Below are 24,386 nucleotides of genomic sequence, written 5' to 3'. Positions count from 1 at the left end.
GATAAGGGGGTATCGAGGTTGCAGCTTGTCGTTACTAAAAAACAAGCGACGAAAACGGGGACAGTAAAGTGATATATGGAGCACTAAAGGCTCCATATTGATAAATGTGTGATTATTACAAGAGAAGATTAAGCGGCTTTCTTCAGGCAGGTACTCATAAAGGTTTTACGCGCGTCACCTTTTAACTCTTTGGTTGCCGCCTCGGCATTACAGCTTTTCATTTTCTGCTGTTGCGGGGTTAGGGCTTTCTCATCAGGATGAACTTGTGCTTTTAGGCACTGACTCATAAATTTCTTCCGATCATCACCTTTCAGGGACTGAGTGGTCGCCTGCTGGTTACAATCGGTCATTTTTTTCTGTTGCGCGGCCTGAGCCGGAGAGGGAGTTTTTGCTGTATCCGCCGCCATCACATTCACACTGAGCAGCAATCCGGCTGAGAGTAACCATAGGGTAGTTAGACGCATAGGAATTCCTTAGATAATGTTTGAGGGTCTGAAAGGGCGGGCAACAGGTAACACTAACCCCTGACAGATGCAGTTAAGCGTAGATGGTAGTGCTGAATATGGGTAGTTTCGGTTATATCTTAGATGAATAGAGACTGCCGCCGCAGCGGCAATCCACTATAACGCGATAAAGTGATAAACGGTGGTGGCACGGTAGGTTTTCCCCGGTTTTAGCCAGCAATCAGGTTGTGGCCATTCCGGGTGGTTAGGGCTATCAGGTAAGAATTCACTTTCCAGAGCGACGCCAGTGTAGCTGGCATAGGTTCCGCCATTACGCGCAGGTGTTCCGCCGAGGAAATTACCGCTATAGAGCTGCAAGGCGGGTGCTGTGGTGTAAACGCTCATTTGAACTTGATTATCAGAGGACCACAGGTGCGCCGCCGGGCTTTCGGTAGCACCACAAGTGCGATGCAGCAGATAGGCATGGTCATAGCCTTTCACCCGCTGTTGACCACGGTCTTGCAGGAAGTCGCGCGCCAGTGTTTTCGCTTGACGGAAATCCATGCCAGTTTTTTCAACACTTTCGAGTCCACCGGTGGGGATCCCATCACTGCCGACCGGCAAATAGCGGTCAGCAAACAGCTGTAATCGATGCGCCCGCACGTCTCGTCCTTCGCCATCGAGATTAAAGTACGCATGATTGGTCAGGTTTACCGGGCAGGTTTTATCAACCTGAGCCTGATAGTGAATCTCCAGCCGATTATCCTCGGTCAGCAGATACTGCACTTCGGCGGTTAAATTACCGGGGAAACCCTGATCACCATCAGGAGAGTGCAACTGATAAGTGACTTGCTTCTCATCTTGCGTAACCTTTTTCCAGCGCCGGTTATGGAACCCTTCCGGGCCACCATGTAGTTGGTTTTCGCCTTGATTGGGTATCAGATGGAGGATTTCACCCTCTACTGTGATTTGTGCTTTCGCAATGCGGTTGGCGTAGCGGCCAACTGTCGCACCGAGATAAGCCGCTTGATGCAGATAATCGGCTGGGGTTTGGCAGCCCAGCAGCAACTCGCGTTTTTCACCCCCTTTTAGTGGCAATATTGCTGATAACCAGGTAGCGCCCCAATCCATCAGCGTCACGCTCATGCCGGTTTTATTATGTAACTCGGTCAATTCAAAGGGGTGACCATCCGGTGCTAACTGGTCAACACTGCTTGATGATGCAGCGTCGTTTTTCAGCATAAACCCGCTCCTTGTGAAGCCTGACAAACGTAAAAGGTTTCAGTTCTACCGCCACTGTATGCCGGATATTGCTGCGCTACAGCCGCACGAACTTGCTCGACGAGCGAGTTTGGCATTAGCGCGACGATACAGCCGCCAAAACCACCGCCAGTCATACGAACACCACCTTGCTCCCCAATAACGGATTTCACAATATCAACCAGGCTGTCGATCGGTGGAACTGTGATCTCGAAATCATCGCGCATTGAAATATGAGACTCGTGCATCAATTGTCCCATCAATTTTAAATCGCCAGACGCCAATGCATCAGCCGCTGCCAAAGTACGCTCATTTTCAGTAATCACATGGCGAGCACGTTTAGCCACCACAGGATCTAACTCATCCTGAATAGAGAAAAACAGGTTAGGGTCAACATCGCGCAGGGCTTTAACCCCAAAGAAACGCGCAGCAGTTTCACATTGTTGGCGACGGGTGTTGTATTCGCTATCAACCAGGCCCCGTTTCACATTGGAATTGATTATCACCACCGCCACATTTTCTGGCATGGGGACGGCGCGAGTTTCAAGCGTGCGGCAGTCGATCAGTAGCGCGTGGTCTTGCTGGCCGAGTGCTGAAATCAGTTGATCCATGATGCCGCAGTTGCAACCAACAAACTGGTTTTCAGCTTCCTGGCCATTGAGTGCCAGTTCCACACCACTCAGAGGTAACTGATAGAGTGATTGTAGCGCCTGGCCGACGGCGACTTCTAAAGAAGCCGAAGAGCTCAGGCCCGCACCTTGCGGGACATTGCCGCTGATAACCAGCGAGGCACCGCCAAAATCGGCATGACGCAGTTGCAAGTGTTTTACCACACCGCGCACATAGTCAGCCCAACGGTATTGCGCATGCGGGACAATTGGTTCATCCAGAGAGAATATATCTTGCTGATTATCATAATCAGCCGCAATAACATGTATCTGGCGATCATCGCGTTTACTGCAACTAATGACGGTTTCATAATCAATGGCGCAAGGCAGCACAAAGCCATCGTTATAATCGGTATGCTCACCGATAAGATTGACGCGGCCCGGAGCTTTGATAGTGATGTCAGGTTCATGGCTAAATTGTTGGCGGAAAATGGCCTGGGTATGCTGTTTTAAACTCATTATTTGACTCCGGCTTCTCGATAATGGACATCACTTACTGCCCGCAGGTGTTCAGCCGCCTGTTCCGCTGTAAGGTCTCGCTGGGTTTCGGCCAGCATTTCATAACCCACCATAAATTTACGTACCGATGCAGAGCGCAGTAATGGCGGATAAAAATGTGCATGTAACTGCCAGTGTGTATTGTCAGCTGTTTTATCAGTGCCATAAATGTTATAAGGCGCGCCGTGCCATCCCATTGAATAAGGGAAAGAACATGAGAACAAATTGTCGTAGCGGCTGGTCAGTTTTTTCAGTGCAATAGCCAGGTCGTGGCGTTGTTCATCCGATAAGTCTTCTAAGCGCAGAACATGGGCTTTGGGCAGCAGTAAGGTTTCAAACGGCCACGCCGCCCAGTAGGGCACCACGGCTAGCCAGTGCTCAGTTTCAACTACTGTTCTGCTGCCATCACGCTGCTCACGTTCGGCATAATCGAGCAGCATCGGCGATTGATGCTGTTGAAAATATTGCTGCTGCAGGCGGTCTTCCCGTGCGGCTTCATTAGGCAGGAAGCTATTAGCCCAAATTTGCCCATGCGGATGGGGGTTCGAGCAGCCCATAGCCGCGCCTTTATTTTCAAACACTTGTACCCAAGGGTATGTTTTACCCAACTCGGCACTTTGCTGTTGCCAGGTCTGGATGACATCTTCCAGCGCTGCCAGTGTTAGCTGCGGCAATGTCTTACTGTGATCCGGTGAGAAGCAAATAACCCTGCTGGTGCCGCGTGCGCTCTGGCTGCGCATCAAGGGATCATCACTTTGCGGCGCATCGGGGGTATCCGGCATCAGCGCGGCAAAGTCATTGGTAAATACATAGGTTGACCGGTAGTCAGGGTTGACGTCACCCGTTACCCGGGTATTGCCTGGGCATAAGAAGCAATCCGGATCGTGCGCCGGTAAACTCTCGGTCGAAGGCAACTCCTGCTGACCTTGCCAGGGGCGCTTGGCCCGATGAGGCGATACCAATACCCACTGATCACTTAATGGGTTATATCTGCGGTGTGGATGATCCACAGGGTTAAAATCAGTCATAACAACACCTTAATCGGGATAGCCCTGAGGATTCTGTGATTGCCAGCGCCAGGTATCAGCCGCCATTTCGTCCAGCGAGCGGCTGACTCGCCAGCCCAGTTGTTCCGCGGCTTTGGTGGGGTCAGCCCAATAAGCCGGAAGATCACCTTCACGACGTGGCGCAAAATGGTAGGCCAGCGGTTTGCCGCAAGCTTTGCTGAATGCTTCGACCACCTGTAAAACACTGTGGCCAACACCGGCACCCAAATTAAAAATATGTACACCCGGTTGATTGTGTAACTTTTTCATTGCGGCAACATGGCCGTCAGCTAAATCGACCACATGAATATAGTCACGAACCCCAGTGCCATCAGGGGTTGGATAGTCATTGCCGAATATCGCCAATGATTCACGGCGGCCTACTGCAACCTGGGCAATAAACGGCATCAAGTTGTTAGGGATACCTTGTGGGTCTTCTCCCATCAGCCCAGATGAATGGGCCCCAACCGGATTGAAATAACGCAGGATAGTCATGTTCCATTGTGGGTCGGCCAGTTGCACATCTTGCAGGATTTGCTCAACCATCAATTTGCTGTGGCCATACGGACTGGAAGGTGAGCCAGTCGGGAAGCTTTCAACATAAGGAATTTGCGGCTGATCACCATACACAGTGGCGGATGAGCTGAAGATAAAGTTTTTGACCTGAGCCGCGCGCATCGCCTCCAGCAAGACTAAGGTGCCGAAAACGTTATTATTGTAATATTCCAATGGTTTACTGACGGATTCGCCAACAGCTTTCAAGCCAGCAAAATGAATGACCGCGTGAATAGGATGAGCGGCGAATATCTTATCGAGCAGGGCGCGGTCACGAATGTCCCCCTGATAAAGTTCAGGAGTGTAGCCAGTCAATTGATGTATCCGGGCTAATACGCTGGATTTACTATTACAAAGATTGTCGAGGATAACTGGCTGATAGCCAGCTTCAATCAATTGCACACAGGTATGGCTACCAATGTAACCGCTACCACCTGTTACCAGTACGTACATAAAAGACTCCTAGAATGACTTTTGTCTAAGAAAGATAGCATGCCATTATGTGAGAAAAGGTGATCTGCGCTCAATAATGGAATCGTTTACATTTAATTTTATGCTAGCTTAATCCCTGTGAGGGTATAAATACAGGGGAATGAACAAGGATAGGCTAAAAAATCGAGAAAACTCGGACATAACTAAGATAACCACAGTGGTAGCGTTCTCATCCATTCATTTAGCAGGAATGTCCTGCTAATGATGCGATGACCCGATACTGGCGAATAAAATGGTATCGGGTCTTGGCAGTAAAAATCAGTGGGTAGAGTAAAGCGGGTAGGTAAAGAACAGCAAATGCATTAAATTCAGGCCGAAATGGAATGCCACTGCAACCCACAAACGGCCACTCCACAGCCAGGCTAAACCATAAATGACCCCTGCCAGAGCAGCGAACACCATTAACAGCGCGCCACCGGCGAAATGTGCGGCACCGAACAATAGCGCGGTAAGCAGCAGTGCAGGATAGTTACCGATGCACTGACTTAGGCGTTGCTGCAAATAACCGCGGAATAGCGCTTCTTCGGCCAGGCAAACAAAAAATATATTGGCCATAACAAAGGAGCCAACCCATGCAGGAGTGTGCATTTCAACTTTCAAACCGCCTAGCGCTACCGCCAGCAGTAACAATGCCGGGATACTGACAATCAAACCTAACCAGCCGAGCCGGCTAACTGAGAGATGTTTTTTGGCAACAAACAAGGTGGGCAGGCAGGCCAGCAAAATAAAGGGAACCAGTGCCTTATCAAGATTGTAATACATGCTAAAGGCGGCGCTCAGGGGCCCCACTTTTACGTTATCTAACACTTTCAAGTTGTTAAAACCAGGAATCAAGTGCAGGAATAGGGCAATGGCGGTAAGCACCAACAGCAATTCTAATCCGGCGGCCAACCATTTCTGTTGACGATATTTTTTTAGTAGCAGCGCAACTGCCAGTGTTAGCAACAGAAATGCCGCTGAGGGCAACGTCAGAACACCGTGATACAGGGCAATAGATAAGGATAAAGCCAACAGAAACAGGGAAAGTACCCGGTTAATTGATAAGAAAAGCAGTGATGCAGCAAGTACGCCCCACATAGGTCATCCCTTTGTTATTCAATCTTAAAAATATTATAAAATGAATAATCTATAATCATTATCCACCGTCAACCTGAATGATGGTTGACGGTGGCGATAGTAGCATAAGTGCTAGTGGATAAAACTCACGTCAGTTGAGAAAAGCTCTCATTATTTGATGAGCCAAATATTATAATATAACTATGCTGTTCTCATTTAGCTGGGCAATTTTTCCTGCTGATATTGATAAATATCGCCATCAGGAATAAAGGTTAGTCGGTGGGTAATGCATTGCGGTGCATCTTCTGCGTGGTGAGAAACGAACAATAATTGTGTCTCACCTTCACTGATCATCACATCAATAAAACGGCGCACTAACAATCGGTTAAGTGGATCTAACCCTTGCAATGGTTCATCGAGAATCAGTAGCGCAGGGTGTTTTACCAGCGCTCGGGCGATCAGAGCCAAGCGCTGTTGCCCCCACGATAAGCTATGGAAAGGCTGATCGGCAGTCGTCGCAGAAAACCCCAGTAACGCCAGCCATTGATCGGCAAGTTGCTGCTGCCGGTCTGATACAGCCTGATAAATACCAATTGAATCGAAAAAGCCCGATAAAATCACCGTGCGCAGATTGGTACTGACACGATAGTCCAAATGCAAGCTACTGCTGACATAACCGATATGACGTTTAATATCCCAGATGGTTTCTCCACTGCCACGGCGGCGGCCAAACAGTGTTAAATCATTACTGTAGCCTTGTGGATGATCACCTGTAATTAGGCTGAGTAAGGTTGATTTCCCCGCGCCATTCTGGCCGATAATTTGCCAATGCTCGCCTGGATTCACCTGCCAGTTTAGGTTATGCAAAATAGGGCGGTCATTGTACTTTACCACCCCATTTTTCAATACAATCAGTGGATTGTCTTGCGATAAATGAACTTGCTGCTGTGGGTTTTCCGTTTCTGGCAGTAATAATCCCTCAAGATTTTCGCTGTGTGCCAGTTGAGCAATCAGCGCTTGGGAAAGGATCTGCTGACGTGGGCCGGTATGGGTCAATTGGCAATCCGCCAGTACGCCGACGTATTGTACAAAATCGGGAATATCATCAAAGCGGTTAAGCACCAAAACCAGAGTGACGCCTTGCGCTGAAAGTGTGGACAACATGCTGGCCAACTGCGCACGAGCGGCCACATCCAAACCATCAAACGGCTCATCCAGAATCAGCAGGTCGGGTTGTGGCATCAGTGCCCGGCATAACAATGTTTTGCGAGTTTCACCGGTCGAAAGATACTTAAAGCGACGTGAGAGTAAGTCGCTAATGCCAAATTGCTCTGCCAGTTGCTGGCAGCGCTGCGGGTCGCTGAATTCTTCCTGGATGATTTCGGCCGTGGTGCGACCGGTATCCTCTTCATCGACGCTGAGTAAATCGGTGTTATTACGCTGCCACTCTTCGCTGACTAACTGTTGCAGTTGCTCGAAAGACAAACGCACAATATGGTTGAAATTGCTCTGGCGACTGCCACCAAGCAGGATAAGTTCTCCCGCTAAAGCCTTGGCCAGCGATGATTTACCACTGCCATTGGCACCCACAAATGCCCAGCTATCACTTGTCTGCTGCATATCACCAGAAGAGATACGTAACTCTGGCAAGATGAGTGTCCGGGTGTCGCTCAGACGAAAACAACCTTGCGTTATTTGCAATTCAGACATCATCTTTCCCATATTCTGCAACATAATAATAGGTGTAGGAATAGGCGGGAAGGGGCAAAATGTCAACAGGTAAATGCTTATCTACGGTTGATAACTAACGTGAATTATTCAACACAGTGTGGCGATGATGACCCGATCAGCATTGAACTGGGCAATAACATCACTTCCCACGCGCAAATTCAGTTTGTGCAACTCGCTGTTATTTTGTGTCGAGCAGAGACAGGCACCTCCCGTCAACGTCACGATAACTTCACTGTGTTCATTACCCGGCTCGATACTGCTGACGGTGCCTGGTAGAGAGTTATCCGCCGCCCCCGTGAGCGCTTGATCAGTGATCAGTTTTATCCAGGGCGCTTTGATCAGCGCCAACACTTCTTTACCCGCGACAAGTTGCAACCGGTCGGCACTTTGCTGGGTTATCGCCGCAGATAAGCGGGTCTCTCCATCTGATAACAAGATATTGATGTGTTGCTGAACCTGCTGATGGTCACGCTCTATCACCGTACCGAAGAACTGGTTACGGGCGCTGGTTTGCAGAGAGAAACGAGAAATGGCGGCCAGCAAGCTATCCAGTGGCATCGAGTCGTCTTTTAAAGTATCAAATGCTTTTTGTTGAATCTGCGCCAGCAAATCATAGAGCTGAATTAAACGCTCACCATAGCGAGTCAGAAAAGCGCCGCCACCACCTTTGCCGCCTGTTGCTCGCTCAACCAACGTTTCCTCAGCTAAGGTATTCATTTCATTGATGGCATCCCAGGCACTTTTATAGCTAATACCCGCGAGTTTCGCGCCCTGACTGATTGAACCGGTATTTTGTATTTGTTTCAGTAATGAGATACGTCGTGGATCGGCAAACAGTCGCTGCTGAAGTTTTAAAGTGAGTAGGATTTCGGCCTGCATGATTTTTAGCTCCAGCGGGAAACGCGTATTGTGACTCAACAGTCGGTGTATATCCAATAGACATCAAGTGCGTAGCGCTAAAGCCTCAATCGCACGTTTGGCAGGTTACATTCTTTTCGTGTGGGTTAGAATAACTGCATTCATTCATTGCTTATATAATTTACACAGAATGATATCTATTGGTTATTGTGATAACGTGGGTTATCGCTCTATAAAGTAGTCATGAGAGGTTAGTATGTTAGATCTTTTGAAAAGCCTGCTTTTTGCTGTGGTCATGGTACCCGTAGTGATGGCAGTGATTTTGGGCATGATCTATGGACTGGGTGAGGTGTTTAACATCATCTCTAAAACGGGTCACACGAAAGAACGCTCTTAATAAGATAGCTGCTGTTTCTAACGCAGTTGTCTCTATTTCATAAATGCCTGGCGTATTGACGCTGGGCATTTTCGTTTTTATCTTTTGCTTCATTATCTTCACTTCTATTGTGACAACTCAAGATACCTCACATCTTGCCGATAAATTGCATGACCTGCCCATGATGTTACGTTATATTTCAACGTATATAGCGGTATCACTCATGCGGAGAACAAGATGAAGAATCAATACGGTAAAGTGAATAAATGGGTTGCGAGTGCAGCGTTGTTGGCAGCATTTTCCAGTTCTGCCATGGCGGCAGATATTACAGTTTTTGCAGCTGCCTCTTTGACCAATGCGCTGCAAGATATCGCGGTACAATATAAAAAAGAGAAGCAAGTTGATGTGGTCGCTTCTTACGCTTCATCCTCTACTCTGGCACGCCAGATTGAGCAGGGTGCTCCGGCGGACTTGTTTATCTCTGCTGATCAGCAATGGATGGATTATGCCATTGATAAGCAACAAATGGTTGCTAACACCCGCTATACCCTGTTAGGAAATGAGCTAGTATTGATTGCGCCAAAAGACAGCAAAATTACCAAAGTTGCGATTGATAAAAAAACAGATTGGAAGAAATTGTTAGAGGGTGGCCGTCTGGCTGTTGGCGATCCTGATCATGTTCCTGCTGGGATTTATGCCAAAGAGTCATTAGAGAATTTAGGTGCCTGGGCAACTTTAGCGCCAGAAATGGCTCGAGCCAATAACGTGCGCAGTGCTATGGCACTGGTCGAACGGGCGGAAGCGCCACTGGGTATCGTCTACGGCTCAGATGCTATAGCCAGCGATAAAGTGAAAGTTGTGGGGGTATTCCCGGAAGCGAGCCATAAGCCGGTTGAATACCCAATGGCGATTGTTAAGGGTCATGAAAATCCTACCGTTACTGCTTTTTATGACTACCTGAAAAGCCCGGCAGCGGCTGTTATTTTCGAAAAATATGGATTTACCACACGCTAATGATATTGAGTGAGTATGAGTGGCAGGCCATTATTCTGAGCCTGAAGGTTTCCGGTGTGGCGGTGGTGTGCAGTTTGCCATTAGGTATTTTGATGGCATGGATTTTAGTGCGCTGCCGTTTCCCCGGTAAGTCTTTGTTAGATAGCATTATTCACTTACCACTGGTGCTGCCGCCAGTGGTTATTGGTTATTTGCTGCTGATAAGCATGGGCCGCCGCGGTTTTATTGGCGAGTGGCTTTATAGCTGGTTTGGCATTAATTTCAGTTTCAGTTGGCGTGGTGCGGCATTGGCCTCGGCGGTAGTGGCTTTCCCATTGATGGTCAGGGCTATCCGCCTGGCGCTGGAGGCGGTTGACACCCGGCTGGAGCTGGCTGCACGTACCCTCGGGGCAAACCCGTGGAGGGTGTTTTTCACCATCACGTTACCGCTTTCTTTACCGGGTGTGATTGCCGGTACGGTGCTTTCTTTTGCCCGTTCGCTGGGGGAGTTTGGTGCCACCATCACTTTCGTTTCCAATATTCCCGGCGAAACTCGCACCATTCCATTGGCCATGTACACCCTAATTGAAACGCCCGGTGCTGAAGCAGCGGCGGCGCGGCTGTGTATTATTGCTATTATTCTGTCGCTGGTTTCTCTGTTGTTGTCTGAATGGCTGGCCCGTTGGGGTAAAAAGCGCATGGGGGTACCATGCTAGAACTGGATTTCAGCCAACAACTGGGTGATTTGCATTTGCAAGTGAGCACTAATTTACCCGCCCAAGGCATTACCGCTATTTTTGGTTTGTCGGGAGCCGGTAAGACGTCGCTGATCAATGTGATTGGTGGTTTGACTCGCCCGCAGCAAGGCAAAGTTGTGCTTAATGGCCGGGTGCTGGTGGATGCAGAACAGAATATTTATCTGCCACCGGAAAAACGGCGGGTAGGTTATGTCTTTCAGGATGCGCGTTTGTTCCCTCATTATCGCGTAATGGGTAACCTGCAATATGGTATGAATCCGTCCATGCGCGGGCAGTTTGATACCATTGTGGGGTTGTTGGGTATCGAGGCGTTATTAGGGCGTTTCCCGCTAACCCTTTCTGGTGGCGAAAAACAGCGAGTAGCGATTGGCCGTGCTTTGCTGACTGCCCCTGAGTTGCTGTTGATGGATGAGCCTTTAGCCTCACTGGATTTGCCGCGTAAGCGTGAGCTGTTGCCGTATCTGGAGCGGCTGGCGCAAGACGTCAATACACCGATATTGTATGTCAGCCACAGCATGGACGAGATTTTACGTTTGGCGGATCAAGTGGTGGTGATGGATGCAGGTAAAGTTCGCGCTGTTGGTGGCCTGGAAGAGGTGTGGGCCAGTAGTGCATTACGTCCGTGGCTGCAACGGGAGGAGCCGAGCAGCATATTGCGAGTGAGTGTCATTGGTCATCATGACCGTTACGCGATGACAGCACTGGCATTAGGCGACCAGCGGTTATGGGTTGGAAAGCTGGAGGCGCAAGAGGGCGAATCAATGCGCATCCGGATAAATGCGGCCGATGTCTCATTGGTATTACAGCCACCGCAAAACAGCAGTATTCGCAATATTTTGCCGGTCAAAATAGCCGAATGTCTTGAAGTTGATGGGCAGATTGATGTCAAACTGGCTGTTGGCGACCAATGGTTATGGGCAAGAATTACGCCGTGGGCGCGGGATGAACTGGGGCTGAAACCCGGTCAGTGGGTATACGCACAGATAAAAAGTGTGTCGTTTAATCGTAAGAATTGAGAGATGCAAACCTCTACAACTCGATCTCAAGTGGTGAGGATAGGCAGAGGAGTAAAGCGTCCGCACCAGGACGGCGCGGCTCGATCCCCCAGGGAAGGGTTTACGGCGTCTTTACGATCTGCCTGTCTTCACCGCGGCGAGCTTTTTTTAACCAACTCGATTATGCCAGCACATGCTGGCGGATAACCGCAGCAATACCCGGTTGTTCGTTATCGGCAATCACCAGATCGGCCCGTTGTTTGATGGCATCAGCGCTGTTGCCCATCGCCACACCTAAACCGGCACTCTCAAGCATGCTCAGGTCGTTAAAATTGTCACCAAAAGCGACCACATCTTTCATGCTCAAACCTTGAGATTCAACCCATTGTTGCAGGCGCATTCCTTTGCTATTTCCGGCTTGGGCGATATCCACTTGATCATGCCACGACCATTCACATGCCAGCCCCATTTCATCTTCTACTTTGCTCGCAAATGTTTTTAGCTGGTCGATATCAGCATGGGAAGTGGCAAATTTCCAAATAGCATTGGCACTGTGGGCGGCATCTAACAAGCTATCGACATGAAGCAGGGTCGGGCGTTGGGCAACGGGTAATGATTCGGCCCAATTGAGGGAGCGAACGACATGCCCGCTACTCTGTTGATAAAGCATCGCATCGTCGACATACATCAGCCCGTGGATATCACTTTGCTCTAGCAACTGTAATACCTGAACTGCCTGTTGAGGTTCTAATGGGTTGGAATCTAAAACTTTTTTGGCTTGATAATCATATATGTAAGTGCCATTACAGCAAATTGCCGGGGTGTCGAGCTCAAGCGCTTGATAAAACGGATGAATCGCCACATGATGGCGACCCGTGACGACCACAACCTTGACTCCTTCGGCGCGGGCTTGCGCCAGTGCAGACAAAGATTCAGGTAAAATACGTTTCTTGCTGTCCAGCAGCGTTCCATCCAAATCCAATGCAATAATACGGTATGTCATAGTGATGCTAATCCCAAGGCGAGAAATAATATGTTTGCACAGTATTTTCTGATGGTACACCGGATAAGCAGTTGATTAAACCTGACTGGAGTGGGTCAGCATCATTAGTTTTAAAACGCGCGACGGTAGACCTGCTCAGTCAGGTAAGCTAGGGTATCAATCATGCGTTAATAAAAAATAGTGTTGCCCAACAAGTTCGACTAAGGAGTAAAGATGAAGCAAGTGGTTTACGTGGCAAGCCCAGACAGTCAGCAGATCCATGTCTGGCAATTAGGTTCCACCGGTGAATTAACCTTACTGCAAACGGTGGAAGTACCGGGCCAGGTGCAGCCGATGACAATCAACCCGAACCAGCGTCATTTGTATGTTGGCGTTCGTCCTGATTTTGGCATCGTCAGCTATAACATTGCCGATGATGGCACCCTGACTGCTGCCGGTATGGCACCGTTGCCAGGTAGTCCAACTCATATTGGTACGGATCTGCAAGGCCGTTTCTTGTTCTCTGCTTCTTACAGTTTCAATTGTGTCAGTATCAGCCCTATTGATAAGCATGGTGTGGTACAAGCGCCTATTCAGCAACTTGATAATCTACCCGCGCCACACTCAGCAAATATTGACCCAACCAATCAAATCTTGCTGGTGCCTTGCCTGAAAGAAGACAAAGTGCGCTTATTTAATTTGAGTACCGAGGGCAAATTGACGCCACATGCGCAGTCTGATGTGACTGTTGCCGCCGGTGCTGGCCCGCGCCATATGGCTTTTCACCCTAATCAGCAGGTCGCTTATTGTGTCAATGAGCTGAATAGCTCGGTTGATGTATATCAAATCAGCGATAACGGCCAGGAATATAAGATCATTCAAACATTGGATGCCATGCCTGCCGACTTTACTGACACCCGTTGGGCAGCTGATATCCACATCACGCCAAATGGCCGCCATTTGTACATTAGTGATCGTACTGCCAGTCTGTTGGGTATTTTTAGTGTTTCTGAAGATGGTCGTGAGATTGCGTTAGTGGGTCATCATCAGACTGAAACCCAGCCGCGCGGTTTTAATATCGACCACAGCGGCCAGTTCCTGATCTCTTCCGGCCAGAAATCTGATCATATCGCAGTATATCGTATCGATCAGACTAGCGGTGAGTTGACAACCCTCAAGCGCTATCCGGTTGGGAAAGGCCCAATGTGGGTCAGCATATTGGCGAAATAGGCTATTTTACTTGCCATTTTGAATTTGGGCAGTGCTCGTAATCCTCACGTACTTTTTGTACGCTCCGGTTACTGTGTGCTGTCCGCATCCAAACTGACTGCGACAATGACGCCAATAAGGTCATTTTTCTAATTGGCACTGTTCACGGCAGAAGCCACTGCATCTGTCAGTCGGGTTAATGCTTCTGGCGAAACAATATAAGGTGGCATCAGGTAAATAAGCTTGCCAAAAGGTCTGATCCACACTCCTTGTTCGACAAAACCGCGTTGCAGGCGAGCGACGTTAACCGGTTCCTTCATTTCCACCACCCCGATAGCCCCTAATACCCGCACATCAGCGACTGTTTTATGCTCTGCCAATGGTAAAAGCGCTTGTTTCAATTGAATTTCGATGGAAGCCACTTGCTGTTGCCAGCGATTCTCTGCCAATAGACTCAGGCTGGCCGAGGCCACCGCGCAAGCCAGTGGGTTTGCCATAAATGTCGGCCCATGCATAAAGCACCCAGCATCACCGTTACTGATGGTTTCTGCCACTTTTCGGGTGGTCAGTGTGGCGGATAAGGTCAAATAGCCGCCTGTTAGTGCCTTACCTAAACAGAGAATATCCGGCACGATTTGCGCGTGTTCACAGGCAAAAAATTTGCCGGTGCGGCCAAATCCTGTGGCGATTTCATCAGCAATCAACAAAATATTATATTGATCGCACAAGGCCCTGACCTCACGCAGATAGGCGGGGTGATAGATACGCATCCCGCCCGCGCCTTGCACTATTGGCTCCAAAATCACCGCCGCAATCTCACCGGCGTGTTTTGCTATCATTGCAGCAAAATCAGTGATGTCTTCCGGATTCCATGTCTTATCAAAGCGGCTTTGTGGCGCGGTGGCGAACAGATTTTCAGCTAAATAACCTTGATACAAACTGTGCATGGAGTTCTGCGGATCACATACTGACATCGCGCCGAAGGTATCACCATGATAGCCGTGGCGCAGGGTCAAAATCCGCTGCCGCCGTTCCCCTTTTGCCTGCCAGTATTGTAATGCCATTTTCAGCGCAACCTCGACCGCCACTGAGCCAGAATCAGCCAGAAACACACATTCCAGCGCCGGCGGGGTCATGGCGACTAACTGTTGGCAAAGTTTCACCGCTGGCGGATGGGTGATACCGCCAAACATCACATGCGACATCTTATCCAACTGCTGATGTGCCGCCTGATTAAGCGCCGGGTGGTTGTATCCGTGAATCGCCGCCCACCATGAAGACATACCATCAATTAGCCGTCGGCCATCGGCCAGTTGCAGCTCAACACCTTCGGCGGCAACGACCGGATAACAGGGCAATGGGTCGGTCATTGAAGTGTAGGGATGCCAGATGTGGCGTTGATCAAAAGCCAGGTCAGAAGGTGTCATGAGAATTTGTTGTAAACCAAAATGATGCAAGAATGGTTGACAGTATATCGAGTTTATTTACACTGACGACACTTTTTTCTCTTCTTTGGAGAAGCCGTAATGGCAAATTATCTTCGCTGGACAGTCGGGCAAGCCCAGGCCCTGTTTGAAAAACCGTTGCTGGATTTATTATTTGAAGCTCAGCAGATTCATCGTCAGCATTTTGATCCACGCCAGGTTCAAGTCAGTACTTTGTTGTCGATTAAAACCGGCGCTTGCCCGGAAGATTGTAAATATTGTCCACAAAGCTCGCGTTACAAAACCGGGCTGGAAAGTGAGCGGTTAATGCAGGTTGAGCAAGTGCTGGAATCGGCGAAAAAAGCCAAAGCTGCGGGTTCAACCCGTTTTTGTATGGGAGCGGCCTGGAAAAACCCGCATGAGCGCGATATGCCTTATCTGGAAAAAATGGTCGAAGGCGTCAAGGCGATGGGCATGGAAACCTGCATGACCTTAGGGACTTTGGACAAGCAGCAAGCACACCGTTTAGCAGACGCCGGATTAGATTATTACAATCACAATCTGGATACCTCGCCGGAATTCTACGGCAGCATCATCACTACCCGCAGTTATCAGGAGCGGCTTGATACTTTAAGCGAAGTGCGCGATGCGGGGATCAAAGTCTGTTCCGGCGGCATTGTTGGGTTGGGCGAAACCGTTCGTGACCGTGCCGGGTTGCTGGTGCAACTGGCGAATTTGCCGAAACCACCGGAAAGCGTGCCGATCAACATGCTGGTCAAAGTGAAAGGCACACCGCTGGAAAATAACGACGATGTGGATGCTTTCGAGTTTATTCGCACCATCGCGGTTGCCCGCATTATGATGCCAACCTCCTATGTGCGGCTCTCTGCTGGCCGTGAGCAGATGAATGAACAAACGCAGGCCATGTGCTTTATGGCTGGGGCTAATTCCATTTTCTATGGTTGCAAATTACTCACCACTCCGAATCCAGAAGAAGATAAAGATTTACAGCTATTTCGCAAATTGGGACTGAACCCACAGCAAACCGCAACACAGCACGGTGATCGCGAACAGCAACAGGTTTTGACCGAGCAATTATTGCGTAGTGATTCCTTGCCCGAAGACTCGGTTCAATTTTATAACGCGGCCCACTGATGAGCTGGCAGAACAAAATAGATCTCGGCCTGCAACAGCGACACGAGGCAGCTGCTTATCGTTGTCGTCAAGTCAATGATGGGGCGAATGGGCGCTGGTTACAGACTGGTGCGCAGCAATATCTCAACTTTTCCAGCAATGACTATTTGGGATTGAGTCAGGATGCTGTGGTCATTGCGGCCTGGCAGCAAGGGGCGCAGCGCTATGGCGTGGGGAGCGGCGGTTCCGGTCATGTTACGGGCTATAGCTTGCCTCATGCCCAATTGGAGCAACAATTATCTGACTGGTTGGGTTATCCGCGTGCCTTGTTGTTTATCTCCGGTTTTGCCGCCAATCAGGCTGTATTGACGGCGTTAACCGCTGCTGATGACCGAATTTTGGCCGATAAACTCAGCCATGCCTCTTTGCTGGAAGCCGCTACGCACTCTCCGGCGCAACTTCGGCGTTTTGCTCACAATCAACCTGATTCACTGCAAAAACTGCTTAATAAGCCGTGTCCAGGCCAAACTTTGGTGGTGACAGAAGGCGTTTTTAGCATGGATGGCGACAGCGCACCGTTGGCGGCTATACAGCAACATACGGCGGCGGCGGGGGGCTGGTTATTGGTGGACGACGCTCATGGTATCGGCGTGCGAGGGGCTGCGGGGCGGGGAAGTTGTGAGTTGCAAGGTGTTAAACCTGAATTGCTGGTGGTGACTTTTGGTAAGGCGTTTGGCTTGAGTGGCGCGGCGGTGTTATGTCAGGAGCCGGTAGCCGAGTACTTGCTGCAATATGCTCGCCACCTGATTTACAGCACGGCAATGCCACCGGCGCAGGCCTGTGCTCTGCAAGCCGCGCTACTACGCATTCAGCAAGGTGATGATTTGCGCCAACGCCTCCAGCAACGCATTACACAATTTCGCTGCGGTGCGGCAGCTTTACCGCTGCAATTAGGGGCATCTGAAACGGCCATTCAGCCACTATTGGTCGGCGACAATCAACAGACAGTGGCATTGGCCGAACAGCTACGCGCTGCGGGCTTGTGGGTGACGGCTATTCGCCCACCGACAGTTCCTCCCGGTGGCGCAAGATTGCGTATTACCCTGAGTGCCGCCCATGAGAGTGAAGATATTGACCGTCTGCTGGAGGTGCTACATGGCGTTTGTCACTGAAAATTCACCGCCAGCAAGAGTCAGTAAACCCACGGCAAATCAACCAACAGTGAATAAACCAGCAATTGCTGCGGCTTTTAGTCGAGCGGCAGGCAGTTACGATATCGCTGCCGATTTGCAACGGGAAGCCGGTGAGGTTTTGTTGGCCCTTGGGGGGCAACATCCGGGGATGTCAGTATTGGATGCGGGTTGTGGTACTGGGCATTTCAGCCGCCTTTGGCGCGAGCGCGGTAAGCAGGTTATTGCATTGGATCTGGCTGCGGGCATGTTGGATCACGCCCGCCAACATAAAGCTGCCGATGACTACCTTCTTGGCGATATTGAGAATATTCCGCTCTCAGATCAATCAGTTGATATCTGTTTTAGCAATTTAGCGGTGCAGTGGTGCACCGATTTATCTGTGGCGCTGGCTGAACTGTATCGAGTCACTCGCCCAGGGGGGATCATCCTGTTTTCCACTCTGGCCGACGGCTCTCTGGATGAATTGGGGCAGGCGTGGCAACAAGTTGATGGTAAGCGGCATGTGAATGATTTCCTCTCATTTCAGCATATCAGCGCGGCTTGTCAGAGATATCGCCATACCCTGACACCGCAGATATATCAGCAACAGTTTCCGAATGTCATCGCCCTTATGCGCTCGCTACAGGGCATTGGTGCCACGCATTTACATCAAGGGCGCGAGGCTGGGTTGAATGGCCGCAAGCGCCTCATGGCCTTGCAGCAGGCTTATAGCATGCAATCTGGTTACTACCCGCTGAGTTACCATTTAGTTTATGGGGTTATTTATCGTGATTAGACGTTGGTTTATCACTGGCACAGATACTGATGTCGGTAAGAGTGTTGCCAGTTGTGCATTGTTGCAAGCCGCAGCCCTCCAAGGCTTCCGCACCGCGGGTTATAAACCGGTAGCATCTGGCAGCCAGATGACAGCCGATGGCTTGCGTAACAGTGACGCCCTGGCATTATGGGCGAACAGCACTCAAACATTGTCTTATACACAGGTGAATCCACTGACACTGCTAGAGGCGACCTCGCCGCATATTGCCAGTGTCAGTGAAGGGCAGGAGATTCATTTGCCGGTCTTATCACAAGGCTTACGCCAACTTGAGCAATCAGCTGACTGGATATTGGTCGAAGGGGCAGGAGGCTGGTTTACGCCCCTTTCGTCACAGGTGACGTTTGCCGATTGGGTGCAGCAGGAACAATTGCCAGTGATAATGGTTGTTGGGGTAAAACTTGGCTGCATCAATCATGCACTGTTGACGGCTCTGGCAATTGAGCAAGCGGGGCTACCTTTGGTCGGCTGGGTAGCGAATGAGGTGATACCGGCAGGACGGCGGCAAACTGAATACATGGCAACACTGAAACGGATGATAAACGCACCGTTACTCGGGGTTGTTCCCCATCTTGCGGATTTGGCCACGTCTCCTGTGACAGAGCGACGTGATCTTGGTCGCTATCTGGATCTGAGTTTATTGGCAGTGCACCGCCGCCCAGATTAAAGGTAAATACGCATTTTTAGCCATTTGGTGGTTAAAAGGGCTAATAACAAGTATTAGCCCACTATTTCGTCTGGCATAAATAAGGTGTGCGCATAGCCGTATTGAGCCATTTCAACTGGCCAAATGCTCAATAATCATATTTTCATCCAACTGATCTAACGTCCCTTGCGCCACATTTCGCCCACCTGCCATCAGGCAAAATCTATCTGCAACATGTTGAATAAAGGGTAATCGATGTTCGACCAGCAATACCGTCATACCAAGGCTACGGCTAAGTTGGTGCAGGATATTGCCGATGTCCTCACTCAGTGGCGGTAACGTACCGTTACCTGGCTCATCAAGAATCAGCAATTCAGGTTCGGCGACCAGCGCGCGGGCAATCGCCAACTGTTGTTGCTGGTAGCGGGTAAGTTCTCCACCCCGTTGATGACGCTTGTCGTATAACAAGGGGAACAACTCAAAAACCCAGCCCGGAATATGGCGTGATTTATGTCCAGCGAGTACGGCTATCAACATATTCTCCTCAACACTCATTTGGGAGAATATCTGTTGCCCTTGCGGAACATAGCCGATACCCAGCGCAGTGCGCCCTTCAACAGGTTGTTGTAACAAATTTTGCGGCGGTTCATGGTTCGGCTGCCAGGTCATGGTGCCACTCATAACGGGTAGATGGCCCATGATGCAATTAATTAATGTAGTTTTCCCTACGCCATTACGCCCAATCAGGCAGGTGCATTGGCCGCGGGGAATCTCCAGATTGATATCCCAAAGAATATGGTTCTGACCATAGTATTGATTTACAGCGGTTAAACTCAGCATCAGTGCTTCTCCTCAGTCGATCTCAGTTGCTCACAGGTATCCCGGTGTTCTGTAACGGCTAGTGAAGGATTAACCAGCAAATCTGCATACTTGGTAGCGGCAGCACTGCATAAAACACCACATTTCTAGCGGGTGGTTGCGAGTGTCTTTTGTTCCTCAAACAAGTAAGCAACTCTTGGGCCAAGTTGCGATGAGTTGAGATAAAATACGTATGTTAACGGGCTGTAAATGGTTTTGGCGCGCAAGGGGAAACTAAAACGGCTAAAACAGCTGGAGGGCCAGTGGTGAGTGGGCTTTTATTGCACTCAAGCAGTGCTATAAAGAAGATAATGGTGCAATAAAAATACCGTACTTCTTGCACTGCTGAGTAGCCTCACAGAAAGAACTAAAATTATAGAATTAGCAAATAGATTTGTTAGCACTAATTGAAATATACGGTGAAATAAAAATGTAAAAAAAACACTAAAAAAGTCAGTTTGTCACTATTACATCGCGAAGCTTCGCTTTTCGCCAACACGCGGCCCTTATGGGGTTGAATGAGTTATCCACCATTCCTGTGGATAACCTTGTGCATTAGCCATAGAAAACTGATGGCAGACGAGAGCGGACGCGGCTTTCGCTCCAGTTGTCCGGATTCTCGACTTTTTGATAAAATTTTTAATATTCAATGAGTTAATTAAAATCAAGCGTTCAGAAAATATAGCCGGTACACATGGATAATCTTTAATCAATTAACTATCAATAATGTGTCGATGTTTATGGCTGGGGATAAAAATACTTTTAGGGTGCAAATGCTATCCACATATCACTGTAATAATGCGTGCAATATTGCAGTGAGAAAAATTTCAGCATTTTGGTGCTTGAAGCTGGTTTTATATCCAGTATCATAGCAGTGGCAAAAATCTATGGGGCTTTCATAATTAGCCTCCTGACAGTTTGTATTTCTCCGGCGGGTAGCAAATTCATGAGTAAATCATTCAAACTACATTCTGAGTTTAAGCCAGCAGGTGATCAGCCTGAGGCCATCCGGAAACTGGAGGAGGGGCTGGAAAATGGTCTGGCTCATCAGACGCTGTTGGGGGTAACCGGCTCGGGCAAAACCTTTACAGTGGCCAATGTTATTGCTGACCTGAATCGGCCCACCATGGTGTTAGCCCCCAACAAAACCCTGGCCGCACAACTTTATGGTGAGATGAAAGAGTTCTTTCCCGAGAATGCGGTGGAATATTTCGTCTCCTATTATGACTATTATCAACCTGAAGCTTATGTACCAAGTTCAGACACCTTTATCGAGAAAGACGCCTCGGTAAACGAACATATAGAACAAATGCGGTTATCAGCCACCAAGGCATTGCTGGAGCGGCGCGACGTGGTGGTGGTGGCCTCGGTCTCTGCCATTTATGGTCTGGGTGATCCTGATTTATACCTGAAAATGATGCTGCATTTGACCAAGGGGATGATAATCGACCAACGCTCCATTTTGCGGCGCTTGTCAGAATTGCAATACAGTCGCAACGACCAGGTGTTTCAGCGCGGCACTTTCCGGGTACGTGGCGAGGTTATTGACATCTTCCCGGCGGAGTCTGATGAATGGGCACTGCGGGTAGAGTTGTTTGATGAGGAAGTGGAGCGGCTATCGATATTTGATCCGCTGACCGGCCAGCTACAACATGAAGTTCCACGTTTTACTGTTTACCCTAAAACGCACTACGTTACCCCGAGAGAGCGTATTTTACAGGCGATGGAAGACATCAAGGTTGAGCTGGCAGAGCGGCGTAAAGTGCTGCTAGCCAACAACAAATTGATTGAAGAACAGCGTATTACCCAGCGAACCCAGTTTGACCTCGAAATGATGAATGAGCTGGGCTATTGCTCCGGTATTGAAAACTATTCCCGCTATCTTTCGGGCCGTGGGCCGGGAGAGCCGCCGCCAACACTATTTGATTATCTGCCATCAGATGGTCTGCTGATTGTAGATGAATCCCACGTCACCATCCCGCAAATTGGTGGCATGTATAAAGGTGACCGCTCACGTAAAGAAACATTGGTGGAGTATGGCTTCCGGCTCCCCTCGGCGCTGGATAACCGCCCAATGCGTTTTGAAGAGTTCGAAGCGCTGGCACCACAAACTATCTATGTTTCGGCCACTCCCGGCAAATATGAGCTGGAAAAATCCGGTGGCGATGTTATCGACCAGGTGGTACGCCCAACCGGCTTACTGGATCCATTGATTGAGGTGCGGCCTGTAGCCACACAGGTGGATGACTTGCTATCAGAGATCCGCATTCGTGCTGCAATTAATGAGCGGGTGCTGGTCACTACGCTGACCAAACGCATGGCTGAGGACTTAACCGAGTATCTGGTAGAGCATGGCGCGCGGGTGCGTTACCTGCATTCGGATATTGATACCGTGGAGCGGGTTGAGATTATCCGTGATTTGCGCTTGGGTGAGTTTGATGTGCTGGTGGGGATCAACTTATTACGAGAAGGGCTGGATATGCCGGAGGTTTCTCTCGTCGCCATCCTTGATGCTGATAAAGAAGGTTTCCTGCGTTCTGAGCGCTCCTTGATCCAGACCATTGGTCGCGCAGCACGTAACCTTAATGGTAAAGCCATTCTTTATGGTGACAGAATTACGGCTTCAATGGAAAAAGCCATTGGTGAAACTGAGCGGCGTCGAGCCAAACAGCAAGCTTACAATGAAGAGCGCGGCATTATCCCACAGGGGCTAAACAAGAAGATCGGCGATATTCTGCAATTGGGTCAACCTTCTACCCGTGGCAAAGGGAAAGGCCGGGGTGGCAAAGTGGCTGATACCAACAACTACCAATCTCTGGCACCAAAAGCGCTTGATCAGAAAATCCGTGAATTGGAAGCGAAGATGTACACCCACGCGCAAAATCTTGAGTTTGAACAGGCGGCAGAATTACGCGATCAGGTGCATCAGTTACGCCAGCAGTTCATCGCTATATCTTAATATCTTGCGGCATAGCTCGATTCCTCGTAAGGTGTGCCGCTAAATTTAGGGTTAATAGATAAATAAAAGGGCAAATGATGAGTGACCATGTATCAAAAGATCCGTTACACGGTATTACCCTTGAACAACTGTTGACCAAATTGGTTGAGCATTATGGTTGGGAAGAGTTGGCATATCGCATTCGGATCAACTGTTTCACTAGCTCACCAAGTATCAAATCTAGCCTGAAGTTTTTGCGACGTACACCGTGGGCACGAACTAAAGTGGAAGAGCTTTATATCCACATGAATGAGACCGCTGCTTTGGAAGAAAAATCGCGCAAGTAACCTTGTTCGCTCACTTACACCGAGCCTGCGCCACCTAATTGTTGCAAGGTGGCTTCCAGTGCCTGACGCAGTAACTCTCGGTCATGACGATAGGGAATATCTTTGGCTTCCAAGGGCTGTTGGACAATGATTCTGTCTGTAACGCCGCTGATATCAATGTGTGGGCTTACAATTGCTGCATCGATAATTTTTTGGCCGATCTTACTTTCCATTATTTCAAGCTTTTCATGTAATGACAGCTCAGCGGCGGCAACACTGAGTTCACGCCCCAGATTGCCAATATAAATCATGCTGGCAGAGCTGCGTCGCAGGGCTTGAGTGAGATCATCGAGTAGTAACAGCGGCATCAGGCTGGTTAAGAAACTACCCGGCCCGATTAAAATGACATCCGCCTGGCCAATAGCTTCAACCGCTTCTTTGGTTGCGTGGACATGGGGGGACAGCAGCAAATCTTTCGGCATATGCGCAAGTTGGTCAATATTCACTTCACCGTAAACCGGGTGCCCCTCATGATCGATAGCCAGCAAATCGACGGGGTGTTCTGACATAGGAATCAACCAGGCATCGACTTTCAGCAAACTACGCACCAGGTTAATGGCTTCAATGGGACGAATGCTGAGATGGTCCAGTGCCTTGAGCATTAAATTACCCAGATTATGGCCTGCCAATTCGCCATTACCGGTAAATCGGTATTCGAACATTGCAGAAGCTACACTGGGTTCTGTTATCAATTGATTCAGGCAGTTACGTGTGTCACCCCAGGCAATCCCCCCCTCTGAACGACGTATGCGACCAGTCGAACCGCCATTATCGGTAGTAGTAACAATACCAGTCAGGCGTGAACCTAAAGGGGAAAGGGCTGACATCACTCGCCCCAGCCCATGACCTCCGCCTAAAGCAACCACCCGATCCAGGTCCGCTAATGTGCGATTTCGCATATTTTTCCTGCCTAAATATTGTAATAAGCATAGCTAATGGTGAAATTGCTGCATAAGTTAACGGATTTGCTGCCAAAACGCGATATAAGCCAAGATTTTCGTGATTTTAAACAAAGTATTATCCCCACAATAAAATAAGCTCAATAACGATAAGTTTTGTTATATAAGTCGTTG

The 24,386-nt window shown here is 49.2% G+C and carries 23 protein-coding genes; 11 read left to right on the top strand and 12 right to left on the bottom strand.

The genetic code is table 11. The features are described from left to right. Positions 1-128 precede the first annotated feature (128 nt). From QSV56_RS09760 to modE, 8 genes are all read right to left on the bottom strand, one after another. Entirely contained in the window at positions 129-464 is a 336-nt protein-coding gene (locus QSV56_RS09760; protein WP_005168046.1) for a PsiF family protein, read from the bottom strand. A 156-nt stretch (positions 465-620) separates the two neighbouring features. Then, positions 621-1,685, bottom strand: a complete 1,065-nt coding sequence (gene galM / locus QSV56_RS09755) for a galactose-1-epimerase (protein WP_046695300.1) — start codon at positions 1,683-1,685, stop codon at positions 621-623. Further along, positions 1,679-2,830 (bottom strand): galactokinase, encoded by a 1,152-nt coding sequence (gene galK, locus QSV56_RS09750; RefSeq protein ID WP_019081126.1) that lies wholly within the window; start codon positions 2,828-2,830, stop codon positions 1,679-1,681. Before galK ends, galM begins: the two co-directional genes overlap by 7 nt. Further along, complete coding sequence (gene galT, locus QSV56_RS09745; protein WP_046051324.1) at positions 2,830-3,897, bottom strand: galactose-1-phosphate uridylyltransferase; 1,068 nt, start codon at positions 3,895-3,897, stop codon at positions 2,830-2,832. The genes galK and galT overlap by 1 nt, the downstream gene beginning before the upstream one ends. 9 nt (positions 3,898-3,906) lie before the next feature. Beyond that, complete coding sequence (galE, locus tag QSV56_RS09740; RefSeq protein ID WP_019081124.1) at positions 3,907-4,923, bottom strand: UDP-glucose 4-epimerase GalE; 1,017 nt, start codon at positions 4,921-4,923, stop codon at positions 3,907-3,909. Positions 4,924-5,220: 297 nt separating this feature from the next. After that, entirely contained in the window at positions 5,221-6,039 is an 819-nt protein-coding gene (locus QSV56_RS09735; RefSeq protein ID WP_019081123.1) for a CPBP family intramembrane glutamic endopeptidase, read from the bottom strand. A 195-nt stretch (positions 6,040-6,234) separates the two neighbouring features. Continuing rightward, the gene (gene modF, locus QSV56_RS09730) at positions 6,235-7,728 is read right to left on the bottom strand and encodes a molybdate ABC transporter ATP-binding protein ModF (protein ID WP_046051322.1); all 1,494 of its coding nucleotides are present in this window, start codon (positions 7,726-7,728) and stop codon (positions 6,235-6,237) included. A gap of 108 nt (positions 7,729-7,836) precedes the next feature. Then, positions 7,837-8,628 (bottom strand): molybdenum-dependent transcriptional regulator, encoded by a 792-nt coding sequence (modE, locus tag QSV56_RS09725; protein WP_019082689.1) that lies wholly within the window; start codon positions 8,626-8,628, stop codon positions 7,837-7,839. 235 nt (positions 8,629-8,863) lie between these two features. Between modE and QSV56_RS09720 the strand changes: the two genes are divergently transcribed. The 4 genes from QSV56_RS09720 (at position 8,864) to modC (ending at position 11,750) form a co-directional block, all read left to right on the top strand. Further along, positions 8,864-9,004 carry an AcrZ family multidrug efflux pump-associated protein gene (locus QSV56_RS09720; protein ID WP_005158974.1) on the top strand — a complete coding sequence of 47 codons (141 nt, stop codon included), beginning with the start codon at positions 8,864-8,866 and terminating at the stop codon, positions 9,002-9,004. A 216-nt stretch (positions 9,005-9,220) separates the two neighbouring features. Beyond that, the gene (gene modA / locus QSV56_RS09715) at positions 9,221-9,997 is read left to right on the top strand and encodes a molybdate ABC transporter substrate-binding protein (RefSeq protein WP_046051321.1); all 777 of its coding nucleotides are present in this window, start codon (positions 9,221-9,223) and stop codon (positions 9,995-9,997) included. Further along, positions 9,997-10,692 (top strand): molybdate ABC transporter permease subunit, encoded by a 696-nt coding sequence (gene modB / locus QSV56_RS09710; RefSeq protein WP_005158971.1) that lies wholly within the window; start codon positions 9,997-9,999, stop codon positions 10,690-10,692. Before modA ends, modB begins: the two co-directional genes overlap by 1 nt. Next, on the top strand, positions 10,686-11,750 hold the full coding sequence (gene modC / locus QSV56_RS09705) for a molybdenum ABC transporter ATP-binding protein ModC (RefSeq protein ID WP_005158969.1): 1,065 nt from the start codon (positions 10,686-10,688) through the stop codon (positions 11,748-11,750). The genes modB and modC overlap by 7 nt, the downstream gene beginning before the upstream one ends. Positions 11,751-11,910: 160 nt before the next feature. On the opposite strand, the gene QSV56_RS09700 is transcribed toward modC, so the two are convergent. Continuing rightward, complete coding sequence (locus QSV56_RS09700) at positions 11,911-12,732, bottom strand: pyridoxal phosphatase (RefSeq protein ID WP_019081116.1); 822 nt, start codon at positions 12,730-12,732, stop codon at positions 11,911-11,913. A 213-nt stretch (positions 12,733-12,945) separates the two neighbouring features. Here QSV56_RS09700 and pgl point away from each other — a divergent pair, with 213 nt between their 5' ends. Then, complete coding sequence (gene pgl, locus QSV56_RS09695) at positions 12,946-13,941, top strand: 6-phosphogluconolactonase (RefSeq protein WP_050131522.1); 996 nt, start codon at positions 12,946-12,948, stop codon at positions 13,939-13,941. Positions 13,942-14,069: 128 nt separating this feature from the next. Here pgl and bioA read toward each other — a convergent pair whose 3' ends face one another. Beyond that, positions 14,070-15,347, bottom strand: a complete 1,278-nt coding sequence (gene bioA, locus QSV56_RS09690; RefSeq protein ID WP_050157674.1) for an adenosylmethionine--8-amino-7-oxononanoate transaminase — start codon at positions 15,345-15,347, stop codon at positions 14,070-14,072. A gap of 99 nt (positions 15,348-15,446) precedes the next feature. Here bioA and bioB point away from each other — a divergent pair, with 99 nt between their 5' ends. Genes bioB through bioD form a run of 4 tightly spaced genes read left to right on the top strand, consistent with a single transcriptional unit; the run spans position 15,447 to position 19,152 of the window. Beyond that, positions 15,447-16,499 carry a biotin synthase BioB gene (gene bioB, locus QSV56_RS09685; protein WP_019082695.1) on the top strand — a complete coding sequence of 351 codons (1,053 nt, stop codon included), beginning with the start codon at positions 15,447-15,449 and terminating at the stop codon, positions 16,497-16,499. Continuing rightward, complete coding sequence (gene bioF / locus QSV56_RS09680) at positions 16,499-17,650, top strand: 8-amino-7-oxononanoate synthase (RefSeq protein ID WP_046051317.1); 1,152 nt, start codon at positions 16,499-16,501, stop codon at positions 17,648-17,650. The genes bioB and bioF overlap by 1 nt, the downstream gene beginning before the upstream one ends. Next, a complete protein-coding gene (gene bioC / locus QSV56_RS09675; RefSeq protein WP_057620974.1) occupies positions 17,634-18,446 on the top strand; it encodes a malonyl-ACP O-methyltransferase BioC in 813 nt (270 codons plus the stop codon). Before bioF ends, bioC begins: the two co-directional genes overlap by 17 nt. Beyond that, positions 18,439-19,152, top strand: coding sequence for a dethiobiotin synthase (gene bioD / locus QSV56_RS09670; RefSeq protein ID WP_301212146.1), 714 nt, complete (start codon positions 18,439-18,441; stop codon positions 19,150-19,152). Before bioC ends, bioD begins: the two co-directional genes overlap by 8 nt. Positions 19,153-19,263: 111 nt before the next feature. Here the strand turns inward: bioD and QSV56_RS09665 are convergent, their stop codons facing one another. After that, entirely contained in the window at positions 19,264-19,971 is a 708-nt protein-coding gene (locus tag QSV56_RS09665; RefSeq protein WP_005158946.1) for an ABC transporter ATP-binding protein, read from the bottom strand. A gap of 964 nt (positions 19,972-20,935) precedes the next feature. On the opposite strand from QSV56_RS09665, the gene uvrB reads away from it, so the two are divergent. Both uvrB and QSV56_RS09655 read left to right on the top strand, forming a co-directional pair. After that, a complete protein-coding gene (gene uvrB, locus QSV56_RS09660; RefSeq protein WP_026018032.1) occupies positions 20,936-22,948 on the top strand; it encodes an excinuclease ABC subunit UvrB in 2,013 nt (670 codons plus the stop codon). A 77-nt stretch (positions 22,949-23,025) separates the two neighbouring features. After that, positions 23,026-23,274 carry a VF530 family DNA-binding protein gene (locus QSV56_RS09655; RefSeq protein ID WP_005158944.1) on the top strand — a complete coding sequence of 83 codons (249 nt, stop codon included), beginning with the start codon at positions 23,026-23,028 and terminating at the stop codon, positions 23,272-23,274. A gap of 14 nt (positions 23,275-23,288) precedes the next feature. On the opposite strand, the gene yvcK is transcribed toward QSV56_RS09655, so the two are convergent. Then, positions 23,289-24,212: a uridine diphosphate-N-acetylglucosamine-binding protein YvcK gene (gene yvcK, locus QSV56_RS09650; protein ID WP_301212143.1), complete on the bottom strand. Its 924-nt coding sequence runs from the start codon at positions 24,210-24,212 to the stop codon at positions 23,289-23,291. Positions 24,213-24,386: the final 174 nt, after the last annotated feature.

The organism is Yersinia sp. 22-579, from assembly GCF_030433455.1.
Taxonomy (GTDB): domain Bacteria; phylum Pseudomonadota; class Gammaproteobacteria; order Enterobacterales; family Enterobacteriaceae; genus Yersinia; species Yersinia enterocolitica.
The sequence above is the reverse complement of the archived record's forward strand: the minus strand, read 5'-3'. Positions and strand labels throughout refer to the sequence as shown.